The following is a 15,071-nucleotide window of genomic DNA, read 5'->3' on the forward strand; positions in this document are numbered from 1 at the left end:
GCGCGCTGCCTGCGCGTGCTGGCGAGCGCCGCTTTCATCGGTGGCTTCGTCGTGATGGCGGGCGCGCCGGTCGTGCAGGCGCAGGCTGCGGAATCGGCGCAACCCGCATGGACGCTCGACCGCCTGATGTCCACGCTGGCGCAGCACAAGTCCGGCCGCGCAAGCTTCACAGAGACGAAATACCTCTCGATCGCCACGCAGCCCGTGGAATCGTCAGGAGAACTCGTGTTCGTCGCGCCCGACCATCTGGAAAAGATCACACAGAACCCGAAGCCCGAACACCTCGTGGTGGACGGCGACATGCTGACCGTGCAGCGCGAGAACCACAAATACACGCTCGCGCTTGCGCGCTATCCGGAGCTGGGCGCGTTCATCGAAAGCATCCGTGCGACGCTCGCGGGCAACCGCTTCGCGCTGGAACAGGTCTACAAGGTCGCGCTCGCGGGTGAGGGCGACGACTGGACGCTCACGCTCACGCCGCTCGACTCGCGCATGCGCAAGGTGGTGAGCACGATCACGATAGACGGCACGCGCGACGCGATGCGCAGCGTCTCGATCCAGCAGGCCGACGGCGACCATTCGGTGATGCGCCTGCACGCCCTTTCCGCGGACACGAACTGATGAACCCGCGCGCCCATCCGCTCCTCGCACGCGGCTTCGCGCTCGCGCAGCGCCGCGCCGTCGCGGTGTGGCTGCTGTGCCTCGTTGCGTGCGCGGTGGCGATCGGGCGCGCGAATTTCACCGCCGACCTCTCGGCGTTCCTGCCGCGCTCGCCGACCCCCACGCAGCAAGTGCTCGTCGATCAACTGCGCGACGGTCTGGCTTCGCGGCTCATTCTCATTGGCATCGACGGCGGCTACGAGAGCACGCGCGCCGCGCTCTCGCGCCGCGTGGCGGCGACCTTGCGTGCGGACCCGCAATTCGTGGCGATTCACAACGGCTCGGGCCAGAACGACGCACGCGACGAGCAGTTCATGTTCTCGCACCGCTACGTGCTGAGCCCCGCGGTCACGCCGCAACATTTCACGCAACAGGGGCTGCACGAGGCGCTGGGCGAGAGCCTCGATCTGTTGACGTCTTCGGCCGGGCTGGTTGCCAAGGACCTGCTGCCGCGCGATCCCACCGGCGAAGTGGCGGCGATGCTCGGCCAGCTCGACAGCGCGTCGCAGCCCGAGAGCCGCGGCGGCGTATGGGCCTCGCGCGACGGCCGGCGCGCCGTGCTAGTGGCGCAAACTGCCGCCGCCGGCTCCGACACCGACGCGCAGGCCCATGCCATCGACGCTGTGCGCGCGGCCTTCGCTGCCGCCACGCGCACCTTGCCCAATGCTTCGGCCTACCAGGTATTGCTGACGGGGCCCGGCGTGTTCGGCGTCGCCACGCGCGACGCCATCCGCCACGACGTGGAGCGCCTCTCCACCTTGAGCCTCGTGCTGATCGTCGCACTGTTGCTCACGCTGTACCGCTCGCCGCGCACGCTGGCGCTCGGCCTGTTGCCGGTGCTTTCGGGCGTGGCGGCGGGCATCGCCACGGTATCGCTCGTGTTCGGCACGGTGCATGGCTTGACGCTCGGCTTCGGCACGACGCTGATGGGCGAGGCGGTGGACTACTCGATCTATCTGTTCGTGCAGTCGTCGCAGGGCGGCCCGAGTGGCGCGCCGCAGAGCCGCGACACCATGCGTGCATGGCTTGCCGCCTACTGGCCGACCATTCGCCTTGGCGTGCTCACCTCGGTGTGCGGCTTTGCGACGATGCTGTTCTCGGGCTTTCCGGGCCTCGTGCAACTCGGGCTCTATTCGATCGCGGGCCTCGTGAGCGCCGCGCTCGTGACGCGCTTCGTGCTGCCGCAGTTGTGCGGCGGCGCCGTGGCGATTCGCGACGTTTCGCGCATCGGCGCGGTGCTCGCCCGGTTTGCGTACGCAGCACCCCGGCTGCGCTGGCCGCTCGCGGCACTCGTGCTCGCCGCGGTAGCCTCGCTCTGGCTGCATCGCGACGATCTCTGGAGCCACGAGCTTGCCTCCCTGAGCCCCGTGCCCGCCGCGAGCCAGGCGCTCGACACGCGCCTGCGTGCGGACGTGGGTGCGCCCGACGTGCGCTATCTCGTGGTGATACCGGCCGCGAGCGAGCAGGCCGCGCTCGAAGGCGCGGAGAAGGTCGGGGCGCAACTGCAGCCGCTCGTCGAGCGTGGCTTGCTGGGCGGCTTCGAGAGCCCCGCGCGTTACCTGCCGAGCGACGCCACGCAGCATGCGCGCCTGGCGAGCCTGCCGGAGAAGGACGTGCTCGCAGCACGCATGCAGGAGGCAATCAAGAACCAGCCAGTGGACGTGAGGCCCGACGCCTTCGCGCCTTTCCTCGCCGATGTCGAGGCGGCGCGCAACGCGCCGCTCGTCACACGCACGGACCTCAAAGGCACGTCGATGGCACTGGCCGTCGACGCGCTCCTGACCCAGCGCGACGGCCAGTGGAACGCCATGCTCGCCTTGCGCGCGCCGCGCCATTCACAGGGCGCACAGGCCACGCAAGCCGCGAACACGCCGAGCCTCGACGCCAGCACCGTGAGCGACGCCGTCGCGCGTGCGAACGTGCCGGGCGCACTCTTCGTCGACTTGAAGACCGAAGCCGACCGCATGTACCTCGACTACGTGCACGAAGACATCCGCCTCTCGCTCGCGGGCTTTGTCGTCATTGTCGTGCTGCTGGCGCTCGCGCTGCGCTCGTTCTCGCGCGCGGCGCGTGCGCTCGCGCCGCTCGTCGCGGCGGTGCTGGTCGTGGCGGCGGGATTCGCGCTGGCGGGCGTATCGCTCACCATCCTGCACCTGATCGGCATGCTGCTCATCGTCGCGGTGGGCTCGAACTATGCGTTGTTCTTCTGCAAGCGCGACGACGAAGCGGGCATCACGCCGCGCACGCTCGTCTCGCTGCTCGTTGCCAATCTCGCGACGGTGGCGGGTTTTGGCCTCCTCGCGCTCTCGCATGTGCCGCTGCTTGAAACGTTCGGGCTCACGGTTGGGCCGGGCGCGATGCTCGCGCTGATATTCGCAGCGATTCTCGCGCCGCCGCTCGTACGCGGGAGCGACGAGGCGCATGGAGCGGCCGATAACCCTGAAGAGCGGCAGGCGGCCAGCCCGCGCACCGAACGCACGCACATGAGCCACCCGCACGGAGGCCGCGCATGAACTCGGCTTCGTTGCCCTCTACGCGCGTGAAGGCCGCGACCGCTACGGCGCGCCGCTGGAAGCCTTCGCCGTTCATTGGCGCAGCGGTAGCGGTGCACGCGGGCGCGGCCGCCGGCCTGGTTGCGCATCCGGGTGCGTGGCCGTGGGCCGCGGGTAGCGTAGTCGCCTCGCATCTCGCGCTGACTGCCGCGGGCCTGTGGCCGCGCAGCGCATTGCTCGGCCCGAACTGGACGCGACTGCCCGAGCACGCGGGGCAGCGTATCGCGCTCACGATCGACGATGGTCCGGACCCCGAAGTGACGCCGCGTGTGCTCGACCTGCTCGACCGGTTTGATGCGCGCGCAACGTTCTTCTGCATCGGCGATCTGGCGCAACGCTACCCGCATCTGGTGGAGGCGATCGTGGCGCGCGGCCATGCCGTCGAGAATCATAGCCAGCGCCATCGGCATACATTCTCCCTCTCGGGGCCGCTCGCGATGAAGCGCGAGATCGAGGCGGCGCAGCGCGCGCTCACCGAAATCGCGGGTACGCCGCCGCGCTTCTTCCGCGCACCGGCGGGCCTGCGCAATCCGTTCCTCGAGCCGGTGCTGTGCGGCCTCGGCCTGCGCCTCGCAAGCTGGACGCGGCGCGGCTTCGACACCTGCGCGAAAGACGCCGGCACGGTCACGCACCGCCTGCTCGATGGCCTGGCCGAGCGCGACATCCTGCTCGTGCACGACGGCCATGCGGCGCGCGACGCGCGCGGCGAGCCGCTCGTGCTCGACGTGCTGCCGCCGCTCCTGCGTGCCGCCGCCGAACGCCAGCTGCAGTGGACCACACTGCGCGCGTGCCTCGACGGCGAAGCCGGTCAACCCTGATTCCACCGCAGCGACAACGGACCGACTGACGTGAAACCACTCCTCCTTTCGCATTTCACCGCTACCAGCTGCCTCGGGCGCGGGCTCGACGCGACGCTCGCTGCGTTGCGCGGCAAGCGCGGTGGGCTCGCGCGCTGCGACTTCGCGCGCGCGGATCTCGATACGTGGATCGGCGCGGTGGCGGACCTGGAGAGCGAGACCGTGCGTGCCGACCTCGCGGACTACGCGTGCCGCAACCACCGCCTCGCGCAAATCGGCTTCACGCAGGACGGGTTCGCCGAGCACGTTCAGGCCGCGATTGCACGCTATGGTGCGGATCGCGTGGGCGTGTTCGTCGGCACCAGCACCTCGGGCATTCTCGAAACCGAAAACGCGTACCGGCAGCGGGACCTGGAAAGCGGCGCGCTCAGGCCGGGCTTCCACTACGCACAAACGCACAACCCGTTCGCGCTGGCCTCATTCGTGCGCGCGTATTTCGGCCTGCGCGGACCGGCAACCTCGATTTCCTCTGCCTGCTCTTCGGGCGCGAAGGTGTTCGGATCCGCGCGCCGCATGATCGAAGCGGGGCTGATCGACGCGGCGGTGGTGGGCGGCGTCGATTCGCTCTGCTTGACAACCTTGTATGGCTTCAATTCGCTCGAACTGCTTTCGCGCGACCCGTGCCGCCCGTTCGACGTGAATCGCAACGGCATTTCGATTGGCGAGGCCGCGGCGTTCGCTTTCCTCGAACGTACGCCCGCCACGCCGGACGACGACGCCATCCTGCTGCTTGGCGTGGGCGAATCGAGCGATGCGCACCACATGTCGTCGCCGCATCCCGAGGGACTCGGCGCGCGCGCCGCGATGACGCAGGCGCTTTCCACAGCAGGCGTGGCCGCAAGCGAGGTCGGCTACATCAATCTGCATGGCACGGCCACGCCGAGCAACGACGCCGCCGAGAGCCGCGCGGTCAACGCCCTGTTCGAGCGCACGCCGTGCAGTTCGACCAAGGGCGCGACGGGGCACACGCTCGGTGCGGCGGGTGCGCTCGAAGCGGTGATCTCGGCGCTCACGCTGCGCCATCGCTTCGTGCCCGCCGGCGTCAACACCACGCAGCCCGACGCGGCGCTCGGCCTTGACTACGTGCTCGAAAGCCGCGAGTCGCAAGTGGGTGCCGCGCTCAGCAACTCATTCGGTTTTGGCGGCACGAACTGCAGCCTCCTGTTCGGCCGCGCGGACCGCGCACATCACGGATGACCGCCATGAGACTTTGCGCATTCATTGAAAGCGTCGGCGTGATTGGCCCGGGTCTTGCCAACTGGCCGCAGGCCGCAGACGTGCTCGCCGCGCGCACGCCCTACGCGAGCGCACGCACGGTGCTGCCGCCGCCGGAAGGTCTGCCAGCGGCAGAGCGCCGCCGCACCGGCGCGGTCGTCAAGACCGCGCTGGCCGTGGGCCACGAAGCCGTCGCGACAAGCGGCCGCGACGCCACCACGCTGGCCACCGTGTTCGCCGCCTCGGGCGGAGATGGTCAGAACTGCCACATAATCTGCGACGCGCTTGCCGGCGAGGATCGTCTGCTTTCGCCCACGCGTTTTCACAACTCGGTGCACAACGCGCCGGCGGGCTACTGGAGCATCGCGACGCGCGACCAGGCCACGTCGAACGTGCTGTGCGCGCACGACGGCAGCTTCGCAGCGGGACTGATCGAAAGCGCGTGCCAGGTGGCCGTGGACGGCGTGCCTACCTTGCTGATCGCCTACGACGCCGACTATCCCGAGCCGCTGCACGCGCTACGTCCCGTGGCCGATGCGTTTGGCGTGGCGCTCGTGCTCGCGCCGCAGGCGAGCGCGACGACGATCGCGCGGCTCGATGTGACGCTCACCGAAGCGCTCGCGACGCCGCTTGCCTCGCCGGAACTCGAAGCGCTGCGCACGAACAATCCCGCCGCGCGTGCGCTGCCGTTGCTCGAAGCGCTGGCGTGCATGGAGAAGTCCGGCCGGCCGGCAAGCGTGGTTATCGACTATTTGCCCGAATTGCGCGTGCAAATCGACGTGGCGCCCGCGGGTGCGTTTGGAGAGGGCGCATGACGACGCAAGCCGCCCTGCCGGGTACCCTCGCGGACGTGATCGCGAGCGCCGCGACGATTGCGCCGATCGACCGCGCATGGATCGCGGCGCGCATACCGCATAGCGGCGCGATGTGCCTGCTCGATGGCGTGCAAGCGTGGGACGAAACACATATCCGTTGCACGGCAACGAGCCATCGCGATCCACACAATCCGCTGCGCTCGCGCGGCCGTCTCGCGGCGGTATGCGGCGTGGAATATGCCGCGCAGGCGATGGCGGTGCACGGCGCGTTGCTCGGTGCAATGGATGGTGCAGCGGCGGACCGCCCGCGCGTGGGTTTTCTTGCTAGCGTGCGCAACGTGATTGCGCACGTTGACCGCCTCGATACGCTCGCTACGCCGCTCGCGATCGAAGCCGAGCGCGTGAGCGGCAGCGGCAACACGATCCTCTATGGTTTTACGCTGCGCGGCGAGGGCCGCGTGCTGTTGACGGGACGCGCGGCGGTCATGCTCGACGCGTCCGCAGTCATTCGATGACAATACAAAAGGGAGCCCGACGATGAAATCCAAACGGTTCATACTTGCCGCGCTCGTGCTGGGCATGGCCAGCACGATGGCGCACGCCGACCTTCACGAAGTGAAGGAGAACATCAAGCACGACTCGAAGGAAGCGGCCACGAAAACCGGCCACGCCGCGCGCGACTTCGGCCACGCCACCGCGAATGCGGCGAAGACAGTGGGCCACGGCATCGCGCATGTTTCGCGAGAAGGCTACGAGGCCACGAAGCGTGCGACCAAGCGCGTGTTCCATAAAGACGGCAGCAGCGAAAGCAGCGAGAAGAGCCAGGCGTAAGGCGGTTTTCAGCTACGCGCCGGCATTCGTAGGCGTTTACCCTCGCGCGTACCTACGCTTCGCGCGCCTCCGTCCACTCGGCGCGCCTTTCCGTCCGCGCCCTGAAATCCGCCTCGCCAGCGTTCCCACTCAACACTTCAAGATACCGCCGCCCCTGCCGTTAATGCAGGGGCGGCGTCATCGCTCGCCTCGCGGCGAACGGTGCGCCTCACACCACAACAAAGATCGGGCCGGCCGCGGGCGCGACGTGCATCACACGCACTGCGGCAAGAAGAGGGGAAGAAGGTATGGTCTATTCCCAGGCGGCGGGAGCGTTCGGCGCAGCGGGATCACGGGGCGGTCAGTCGGAGGTGTCGAAAGAATCGAGCGAGGCCGTGAGCGGAGCGGATGCGGCGCTCGCTGAAGAGCGAAACGTACTCAGGCTGGTGTCGCGCAGCATGCCGCTGCCGGAACTGCTGGCGGAGGTCTGCTGCCGCGCCGAACGGCTGCTGGGCGAGGGCGCGAACTGCGCGATCCTGCAACTGGACGGCGACGGCCGGCGCCTGCGCATCGGCAGCGCGCCGTCATTGCCGGCGCAGTATCACGCCGCGTTCGACGGCACGCCGGTCGGTTCCGGCACGAGCCCGTCCGGCACGGCAATCCACGAGCGGCGCACGGTTTGCGTCGACGACTTCGAACGCGCAGACGAATGGGGCGAGTACCGCCGCATCGCGCTCGACAGCGGCCTGCGCGCAGTCTGGACCACACCGCTCGACGACGACAGTGGCGGCGTGATGGGTGCGCTCGCCGTGTACCAGAGCCGGCCCTGGCGGCCCACCGCGGCCGAGGAGGCGCTGCTGTGCGATATCGCCAGCAGCGTCGCGGCCATGCTCAACCAGCAGACCATGGCCGAGCGTCTCGCGCTGAGCGAAGAGCATCATCGGCTCGTGGTGGATCACCTCAACGAAGGCATCGTGATGCAGGCCCGCGACGACACCGTGCTCGCCTGCAACCGCAGCGCGCGGCGCATGCTGCGGCTGCCCGAGCACGCCATCGGCCTGAGCATCCTGAAGGTGATTCCACGCGTGCTCGACGAAAGCGGCAAGCCGCTGCCCATCTCGAAGCGCCCGAGCATGCAGGCGCTCAAGACGGGCAAGCCGGTGCTCGGCGAGACGGTTGGCCTCGAACTCGCGGATGGCGAGATCGTGTGGGTGAGCGAGAACGTGCTGCCGATTTTCCGGCCCGGCGAAAGCGAGCCGGTTTCCGTGGTGGTTTCGTTCACCGACATCGGGCCCGTGCGCGAAGCGCAGCAGCAATTGCGCTATCTCGCCACGCGCGACCCGCTCACGGGGCTCTATAACCGCACGTTCCTCGCCGAGCGCATGCACACGCTGCTCGAAACGGCGAGTTGCTCGGCGCGGCCCGCGCTCCTCTTCGTCGATCTCGACGGCTTCAAGAAGGTCAACGACACGGGCGGCCACGAGGCGGGAGACTCGCTGCTGCGCGACGTGGGGCGGCGGCTCGCCGCTTGCGTGAGCGACGCGGACACGCTCGCGCGCGTGGGCGGCGACGAATTCGTGATCGCGGTGTGCTGCTACGAGAGCGTGGACGAACTCGTCGCGCTGGCGCAGCGCGTGCTCGCCGCGATCGCTGCGCCGTTCGCGGTGGCGGGCAACGAGTACTACCTGGGTGCGTCGATTGGCATCAGTCTGTATCCCGACGACGGCCGCAGCGCCGCCGCGCTCATCCGCAACGCCGACTCGGCCATGTACGCGGCCAAGCAGCGCGGCACCAACCAGTTCCAGTTCTTCACGACCGAATTGCGCCAGCGCCTGCAGCGCCGTTTCCAGATCGAGCGGGGGCTGCGCCGCGCGCTCGCTTCGGGCGAGCTGCGCCTCGTGTATCAGCCGATCGTGGATGGCGAAAGCGGCCGCATGATCGGCGCGGAGGCACTGCTGCGCTGGGAGAGCGAGGAGCTGGGGCAGGTCTCGCCCGTGGAGTTCATTCCCGTGGCCGAGGACACCGGCATGATCATCCCGATCGGCCAGTGGGTGCTCGAGCATGCGTGCCGCCAGGCCGCGCAGTGGCGGCGCCTCTTTGCGCCCGACTTCGTCATGGCGGTCAACTTTTCGCCGCGCCAGATTGCCGACGGGCTGGTCGAACAGGTCGAGGACTGTCTTGCGCGTACCGGACTCGCGCCCGACGCGCTCGAAGTGGAGATCACCGAAGGCATTCTCATGAGCGACAGCCAGAGCGTGCTGCCTCTGCTGCACGCGCTCAACGACATTGGCGTGCGTATTTCGGTGGACGACTTCGGCACCGGCTATTCGTCGCTCTCGTATCTGAAGCGTTTTCCGTTGCACCATCTGAAGGTCGATCGCACGTTCGTGGCGGGCTTGCCGGGCAACCGCGATTCCGTGGCGATCACCCAGGCCGTCGTGGCGATGGCGCATTCGCTCGGCATGCGCGTGACCGCCGAAGGCGTGGAAACGCCCGAGCAGTCCTCGTTTCTCCGCTCGCTGCGCTGCGAGCGGCAGCAGGGTTACCTGTTCGGCCGTCCGGTGAGCGCCCAGGCCTGCGCGGCGCTGCTGCGCGAGCATGCCGCCGGCCACGTGCGGGAGGGCGCGTGAGGGCGCGTGGATGTGCCCGGATACGGCACGGTCGTGCGGAAGTAACAGGTTGAAAGCTGGCTCAAGAATTCCCGCGCGAGGCCGTAGACGGAAGACAGGGAACCGATGCCACGAGCATCGGTTCGCACCGGACAAAGCGGCACACGATAAGGACACGAGAGAATCATGGACAGCGGCTTCGCAATCGACGAACGAACGCGCCTGACAAGCACGAACCAGTTCGAACTCTTGCTATTCCGTCTCGGCGCGGCGCCGGGCAGCGAGGTGGGCGAAGTCTTCGGCATCAACGTTTTCAAGGTACGGGAAATCCTGAGCATGCCGGCGATCACGCCGATCGCGGCGTCGTCGCCCTACGTGCTGGGCGCGGCGAACATTCGCGGCCAGGTGATGCCCGTGATCGACCTGCCGCGGCTCATGGGCTGCGAGCCGGCCACGGGACTGAACATCCTGCTCGTGACCGAATTCGCGCGCTCCACGCAGGGCTTCGCGCTCGAAAGCGTGGACGAGATCGTGCGGCTCGAATGGAGCCAGGTGCTGACCGCCGATGTCACGATGGGCAATCGCGTGACGAGCATCGCGCGGCTCGAGAACGACCCCGAGAGCAAGCGGCTCGTGCAGGTGGTGGACGTGGAGCAGGTGCTGCGCGACGTGTTCCCGGCGCAGCACGGCGCGGTCGTGGCGGAGGACGTGGGCGAGCCCGCGATGATTCCGGCGGGCGCGAAGGTGCTGGCCGCCGACGACTCGGGATTCGCGCGCGAGTTGATCGGCCAGAGCCTCAAGGCGCTCGGCGTGGAATACACGATGGCGAAGACGGGCCTCGAAGCATGGAAACAGCTCGACGCGATCGCGACGAGCGCGGAGCGCGACGGCGTGCGGGCGAAGGATCGCATTGCGCTCGTGCTGACCGACCTCGAAATGCCGGAGATGGATGGCTTCACGCTCACGCGCAAGATCAAGGCGGACCCGCGGACCGTGGATATTCCCGTGGTGATCCATTCGTCGCTTACGGGCACCGCGAATGAAGCGCACGTGAAGAACGCTGGCGCGAGCGGTTATGTGGCCAAGTTCGCCGCTGGCGATCTGGCGGGGGCGATTCGCAGCGCGCTTGCCGGGAAGCCGGTTTACGCGTGATTCGCTTTGACTCTCGCTAACGCGCAAACAACCTCCCCAACTGCGGCTCGCTATCCCGCACCCCTGCGAGCCGCAGCGCGTGCCAGGCCATCGCGTAGTTGCTCGACAGCACGGGCTTGCCGGTCTGCGCTTCGATCTCCGGCACCAGCGAGGCCACGCGCAAACTCGTGCACGAGACGAACACCGCGTCGGCGTCGTCGTGGCGCGCGAGCCTGTCTATCGCACTGCGAATCGAACTCGCGTCGATGCGTGCCACCTCGTTGTCGTTCGCATGCTCGAACGAGGCCATGCGCGTGACGGCCACGCCGCGCGCCTCGATGTAATCGCGCATGAAGTCGTTGATCGTTCGCACATAGAGCGTCAGCAGCGCCACGCGGCGCACGTCGAGTGCGCGCAGCGCGGCGAGCGCCGCCGTGATCGGCGTGGTGCATTCGATGGCGGGCCGTGCCTCGTGAATGCGCGAAGCGACTTTCTCTTCGCCTATGACCATCGAAGCCGAGGTGCAGCCGAACGCCACCACGTCCAGCCGCTCGCCGGGCAAGAGCAGGCTCACGGCCGGGGCGATGCGCGCTTCGATTTCCGCCAGACGCGGCGGCGTGATGTCCGGCGAATTCTCCACGCGGCTCTCGTAGAACGCCACGCCCGGCTGGCGCAACAAGTCGCGCCATTCGTGTTCGATCGTATGGTCGGTGGCCAGCACGACGAGGCCAATCGCGGCGCGGCGGGCAATGCCGCCGTCGAGCGCGAAATCGAGCTTCGTGTAGGCGTCCTCGTGATCTTGCGGCTGTGCGGTAGTGTTCATCTCAGCGTCAGTCCCGTCATGTCGAGTTCGGGTTCGCGCCCGGCCATGATGTCCGCGAGCAGTTTCGCGGTGCCGCACGACATGGTCCAGCCCATGTGCCCGTGCCCCGTGTTCAGGAAGAAGTTGCGATGGCGCGTGCGGCCGATCAGCGGCGTGCCTTCGGGCGTCATCGGGCGCAACCCGGCCCAGTAGGTCGGCTGCGTGTAGTCGGCGCCCTGAGGAAAGAGTTCGTGTGCCGCCTGCATCATGGACGTGTAATCCGAGGGCGTATGGCGCGTGTCGTAGCCCGCGAAATCCGCGGTGGCGGTGAAGCGCAGGCGCGCGCCGAATCGCGCCCACGCCACGAGGTGATTCTCGTCCACGCCGCCCATGTCGGGCGGCCGATGTTCGGGCCCGCAGGGGAACGTCGCCGAATAGCCCTTCACGGGATAGATCGCGATGCGGTAGCCGAGCGGCCGCGCGAGGATCGGCGACCAGGAGCCGAGCGCGAGCACGTAGTCGTCGCCCTGGATCACGCCGGCGCGCGTATGCACGCCGATAATGCGGTCGCCGGCGGCTTCGATGGCCTCGATCGGGGCGTCGAACACGAAGTGCACGCCCATACGTTCGCAAACCTCTTTGAGCGCGCGCGTGAAGCGGTGCGCGTCGCCGCTCTCGTCGCTCGGGCAGTAAATCGCGCCGGCAATGCGCTCGCGCGCGTGGGCGAGCGCGGGTTCGCGCGCGGCGACGGCCGCGGCGTCGAGCGTTTCGAGCGGCAGGCCGTTTTCGACGAGGATCGACATGTGAGCGCGGCCGCGTTCGAACGAGGCGGCGTCGCGATAGAGATAGAGCAGGCCGCGGCTGATACGGTCGTATTCGAGCTGTTCGCGCGTCGTGACCTCTTGCAGTTGATGCTGCGAATAGCGGCATAACCGCACCTTGCGCGAGGTATTTTCGCGCGAGCGCGCTTCGGTACAGTTGGCCAGGAATTGCGCGCACCATGCCCACATGTGCGGATCGGCCCTGAGGTGCAGGCGCAGCGCCTGGCCCTCGACGAACAGCGATTTGAGCAGGATTTTCGGCGCGCGGGGCGAAGCCCACGTGTACGAATGGCCAGGCGCGACGAGCCCCGCGTTGGCGAAACTGGTTTCGAGCGCAACGCCCCCGCGTCGCTCGACCACGGTGACGTCGCGGCCATCGTGCGCGAGGTAGTACGCGCTCGTGACGCCTGCTATGCCGCCGCCCAGCACGATGGTCTTCATTCGCGCGCCTCCATGCGTGTATACAAAGTACCTTCACGCCGCCCCAAGCGCACGCGATTTGTATACGCGCATACCCTATAGCAGTTAAACGCTGGCATGCATCTATCATGGATAAGTCGTTATGCACCGGTCCCCATGCAAGCTGCGCGCCATGAGCGAGCGAGTCCTGCAGGGCATCGCACCGGACGAATTATTTCGTTTCGCTAACTGACCGCGCGGGCTCGCCTGCGTTGCGGCATCGCCCGGTCGGGTCCACGCTCAGGAGCCGCTCACATGAATCCTCAGAACAATGGCACGCTGCACGCAACCCTCGCGCTCACCTTCCTTTCGCTTGCCGCGCTCGCGCCTGGCTTCGCACAAGCCCAGACGATCAAGATCGGCGTGCCGGTGCCGCTTTCGGGCAGCAGCGCCGCAGCGGGCACGGATATCCTGAATGGCGCGAAGCTCGCGGCCGCGAAGATCAACGCGGCAGGCGGGGTGCTCGGCAAGCAGATCGAACTCGTACCCGAAGACGACGCCTGCGATGCGCAAACGGCGGTTCAGGCTGCGCAAAAGCTCGTGGATGCAGGCGTGGTCGCCGTGGCGGGCGGCTACTGCTCGAGCGCCGCATTGCCCGAGTTGACTGCGTTCCACCGGGCCGGCATTCCCTATGTGCTCGATGCCTCGACCAATCCGAAGCTCACGGAAATGGGCTACGACAACGTGTTTCGCACGATTGGCCGTGACGACGAGCAAGGGCCGTTTGCGGCCAGCTTCATGAAGAATTCGCTGCACGTGAAGCGCGCGGCGGTGATCGACGACAACACGACCTACGCGAAGGGTCTCGCGCAGAACACGGTCGAATCGCTCAAAAAGATGGGCGTAGACGTGGTGTATGCCGACTCGATCACGCCGGGCCAGATGGATTATTCGCCGACGCTTACCAAGGTATCCTCACTGAACCCGGACGTGATCTATTACACGGGCTACTTCTCGGAGGCGGGTCTGCTCGTGAAGGAAGCGCGCCAGGTGGGCCTGAAGATGACCTTCATGGGCGGCGATGGCACCAATGATCCGACGCTCATGAAGACGGCGGGGCCGGCCGCCGATGGCATGATCATCACGACCGCGCCGCTCGCGCAGTTCCTCGCGGGTGCGCACGACTACGTGGATCAGTACAACAAGTCCTATGGTCAAGGGCCGGGGCCGTATTCCGTGTATGAATACGACGCCGTGGGCGTGACGGCCAAGGCTATGGCCGATGCGAAGTCGGCCAAGCCCGCGGACATCAGCGCGGCGCTGCACAAGATCGCGAACTATCCGGGCGCCACGGGGACGATCGGTTTCAATCCGAAGGGCGATCGCAGCCGCGCCGTGTACATCACGGTCGTCGTGCACAACGATCAGTTCGAGCCTTATCAGCGCCAGGATGCAAACGGCAAGTGGGTGACCATGAAGTAAGCGCCCCGGGTCGCTCATGAGCACCTTTTTCCAGTTCGTCGTCGAGGGGCTGACGATCGGCTCGTTCTACGCGCTCGTCGCTCTCGGCTACACGATGGTCTACGGCATCATCCGGCTCATCAACTTCGCACACGGGGATCTCTTCATGGTGGGCGCGTTCATGGGCTGGACCGCGCTCGCCGCCCTCGCGGCCGCGCACCTGCCGCTCGCGCTCGCACTGTTCGTGGCCTTCGCGGTGGCCATGCTCGCGACCGGCCTGCTCGGCGTGGCGATCGCGCGCGTGGCGTACCAGCCTTTGCTGCGCGCGCCGCGCCTTTCCATTCTCATTACGGCGCTCGCCGTTTCGCTGCTGCTGGAGAACGGCGTGCTGATTGCCTACGGCGCGGGCTTTCGCACGTATCCGCACCTGCTCACGCATACCGGCTTCGATATTGCGAACGTGCACATTACGTTCGCGCAGATCGGCATTGTTGCGGCCAGCTTCGCGCTGATGAGCGCGCTGTATTTATTCGTACACCATACGTTTATCGGCACGGCCATGCGCGCGCTCGCCATCGACCAGGATGCGGCGCGCCTCATGGGCATCGACGTCGAGCGGCTCATCCAGCTCACGTTTTTTATCGGTTCGGCGCTCGCTGCGGTCGCCGGCGTGATGGAAGGGCTTTTCTACACGCAGATCAACTTCTTCATGGGCTTCGTGCTCGGCCTGCGCGCATTCACGGCGGCGGTGCTCGGCGGTATCGGCAATATTCCCGGTGCGATGGTGGGCGGCTTCCTGATCGGCTTGCTGGAAGCGTTCGGTGCGGGATATGTGTCCTCCCAGTGGACCGACGTGTTCGTGTTCGGCGTGCTGATTGCCGTGCTCGTGGTGAAGCCGACAGGGTTGTTCGGCGAACGCGTTGTCGAGAGGATGTGAGG

Annotated in this window: 13 protein-coding genes; 11 read left to right on the forward strand and 2 right to left on the reverse strand. The window is 67.4% G+C overall.

The annotated features are described in order from the left end of the window. The first annotated feature begins 54 nt into the window (after positions 1-54). The 9 genes from U5A52_RS25230 to U5A52_RS25270 all read left to right on the forward strand — a co-directional run bounded on the left by U5A52_RS25230 (position 55) and on the right by U5A52_RS25270 (position 10,670). Entirely contained in the window at positions 55-621 is a 567-nt protein-coding gene (locus U5A52_RS25230) for an outer membrane lipoprotein carrier protein LolA (protein WP_415774053.1), read from the forward strand. Further along, positions 621-3,173: an MMPL family transporter gene (locus tag U5A52_RS25235; RefSeq protein ID WP_321936642.1), complete on the forward strand. Its 2,553-nt coding sequence runs from the start codon at positions 621-623 to the stop codon at positions 3,171-3,173. The genes U5A52_RS25230 and U5A52_RS25235 overlap by 1 nt, the downstream gene beginning before the upstream one ends. After that, positions 3,170-4,030, forward strand: a complete 861-nt coding sequence (locus U5A52_RS25240) for a polysaccharide deacetylase family protein (RefSeq protein ID WP_321936643.1) — start codon at positions 3,170-3,172, stop codon at positions 4,028-4,030. The genes U5A52_RS25235 and U5A52_RS25240 overlap by 4 nt, the downstream gene beginning before the upstream one ends. A 30-nt stretch (positions 4,031-4,060) precedes the next feature. Beyond that, the gene (locus U5A52_RS25245) at positions 4,061-5,266 is read left to right on the forward strand and encodes a beta-ketoacyl-[acyl-carrier-protein] synthase family protein (protein WP_321936644.1); all 1,206 of its coding nucleotides are present in this window, start codon (positions 4,061-4,063) and stop codon (positions 5,264-5,266) included. Between the two features lie 5 nt (positions 5,267-5,271). Continuing rightward, entirely contained in the window at positions 5,272-6,099 is an 828-nt protein-coding gene (locus U5A52_RS25250) for a beta-ketoacyl synthase chain length factor (RefSeq protein WP_321936645.1), read from the forward strand. Next, complete coding sequence (locus tag U5A52_RS25255; RefSeq protein WP_321936646.1) at positions 6,096-6,614, forward strand: hotdog family protein; 519 nt, start codon at positions 6,096-6,098, stop codon at positions 6,612-6,614. Before U5A52_RS25250 ends, U5A52_RS25255 begins: the two co-directional genes overlap by 4 nt. 22 nt (positions 6,615-6,636) lie before the next feature. Further along, positions 6,637-6,930: a hypothetical protein gene (locus U5A52_RS25260; RefSeq protein ID WP_321914101.1), complete on the forward strand. Its 294-nt coding sequence runs from the start codon at positions 6,637-6,639 to the stop codon at positions 6,928-6,930. A gap of 287 nt (positions 6,931-7,217) precedes the next feature. After that, on the forward strand, positions 7,218-9,539 hold the full coding sequence (locus U5A52_RS25265; protein WP_321936647.1) for an EAL domain-containing protein: 2,322 nt from the start codon (positions 7,218-7,220) through the stop codon (positions 9,537-9,539). A 165-nt stretch (positions 9,540-9,704) separates the two neighbouring features. Then, positions 9,705-10,670, forward strand: a complete 966-nt coding sequence (locus U5A52_RS25270) for a chemotaxis protein (RefSeq protein WP_321914099.1) — start codon at positions 9,705-9,707, stop codon at positions 10,668-10,670. 16 nt (positions 10,671-10,686) lie between these two features. Here U5A52_RS25270 and U5A52_RS25275 read toward each other — a convergent pair whose 3' ends face one another. Both U5A52_RS25275 and U5A52_RS25280 read right to left on the reverse strand, forming a co-directional pair. Beyond that, positions 10,687-11,472 (reverse strand): aspartate/glutamate racemase family protein, encoded by a 786-nt coding sequence (locus tag U5A52_RS25275; protein ID WP_321936648.1) that lies wholly within the window; start codon positions 11,470-11,472, stop codon positions 10,687-10,689. Next, positions 11,469-12,713 (reverse strand): D-amino acid dehydrogenase, encoded by a 1,245-nt coding sequence (locus U5A52_RS25280; RefSeq protein WP_321936649.1) that lies wholly within the window; start codon positions 12,711-12,713, stop codon positions 11,469-11,471. Before U5A52_RS25280 ends, U5A52_RS25275 begins: the two co-directional genes overlap by 4 nt. A gap of 273 nt (positions 12,714-12,986) precedes the next feature. Between U5A52_RS25280 and U5A52_RS25285 the strand changes: the two genes are divergently transcribed. Further along, positions 12,987-14,153: a branched-chain amino acid ABC transporter substrate-binding protein gene (locus U5A52_RS25285; RefSeq protein WP_321914096.1), complete on the forward strand. Its 1,167-nt coding sequence runs from the start codon at positions 12,987-12,989 to the stop codon at positions 14,151-14,153. A gap of 16 nt (positions 14,154-14,169) precedes the next feature. Then, complete coding sequence (locus tag U5A52_RS25290; RefSeq protein WP_321936650.1) at positions 14,170-15,069, forward strand: branched-chain amino acid ABC transporter permease; 900 nt, start codon at positions 14,170-14,172, stop codon at positions 15,067-15,069. Positions 15,070-15,071 lie beyond the last annotated feature (2 nt).

The sequence above is a fragment of the Paraburkholderia sp. J8-2 genome (genome assembly GCF_905220195.1).
Taxonomy (GTDB): domain Bacteria; phylum Pseudomonadota; class Gammaproteobacteria; order Burkholderiales; family Burkholderiaceae; genus Paraburkholderia.

What these genes read in the sequence shown, in the direction of transcription:
- U5A52_RS25230 (WP_415774053.1), top strand. Translation starts at nt 55, where the DNA reads ATGGCGGGCGCGCCGGTCGTGCAGGCGCAGGCTGCGGAATCGGCGCAA.
- U5A52_RS25240 (WP_321936643.1), top strand. Translation starts at nt 3,170, where the DNA reads ATGAACTCGGCTTCGTTGCCCTCTACGCGCGTGAAGGCCGCGACCGCT.
- U5A52_RS25280 (WP_321936649.1), bottom strand. Translation starts at nt 12,713, where the DNA reads ATGAAGACCATCGTGCTGGGCGGCGGCATAGCAGGCGTCACGAGCGCG.
- U5A52_RS25250 (WP_321936645.1), top strand. Translation starts at nt 5,272, where the DNA reads ATGAGACTTTGCGCATTCATTGAAAGCGTCGGCGTGATTGGCCCGGGT.
- U5A52_RS25275 (WP_321936648.1), bottom strand. Translation starts at nt 11,472, where the DNA reads ATGAACACTACCGCACAGCCGCAAGATCACGAGGACGCCTACACGAAG.
- U5A52_RS25255 (WP_321936646.1), top strand. Translation starts at nt 6,096, where the DNA reads ATGACGACGCAAGCCGCCCTGCCGGGTACCCTCGCGGACGTGATCGCG.
- U5A52_RS25260 (WP_321914101.1), top strand. Translation starts at nt 6,637, where the DNA reads ATGAAATCCAAACGGTTCATACTTGCCGCGCTCGTGCTGGGCATGGCC.
- U5A52_RS25235 (WP_321936642.1), top strand. Translation starts at nt 621, where the DNA reads ATGAACCCGCGCGCCCATCCGCTCCTCGCACGCGGCTTCGCGCTCGCG.
- U5A52_RS25265 (WP_321936647.1), top strand. Translation starts at nt 7,218, where the DNA reads ATGGTCTATTCCCAGGCGGCGGGAGCGTTCGGCGCAGCGGGATCACGG.
- U5A52_RS25285 (WP_321914096.1), top strand. Translation starts at nt 12,987, where the DNA reads ATGAATCCTCAGAACAATGGCACGCTGCACGCAACCCTCGCGCTCACC.
- U5A52_RS25290 (WP_321936650.1), top strand. Translation starts at nt 14,170, where the DNA reads ATGAGCACCTTTTTCCAGTTCGTCGTCGAGGGGCTGACGATCGGCTCG.
- U5A52_RS25270 (WP_321914099.1), top strand. Translation starts at nt 9,705, where the DNA reads ATGGACAGCGGCTTCGCAATCGACGAACGAACGCGCCTGACAAGCACG.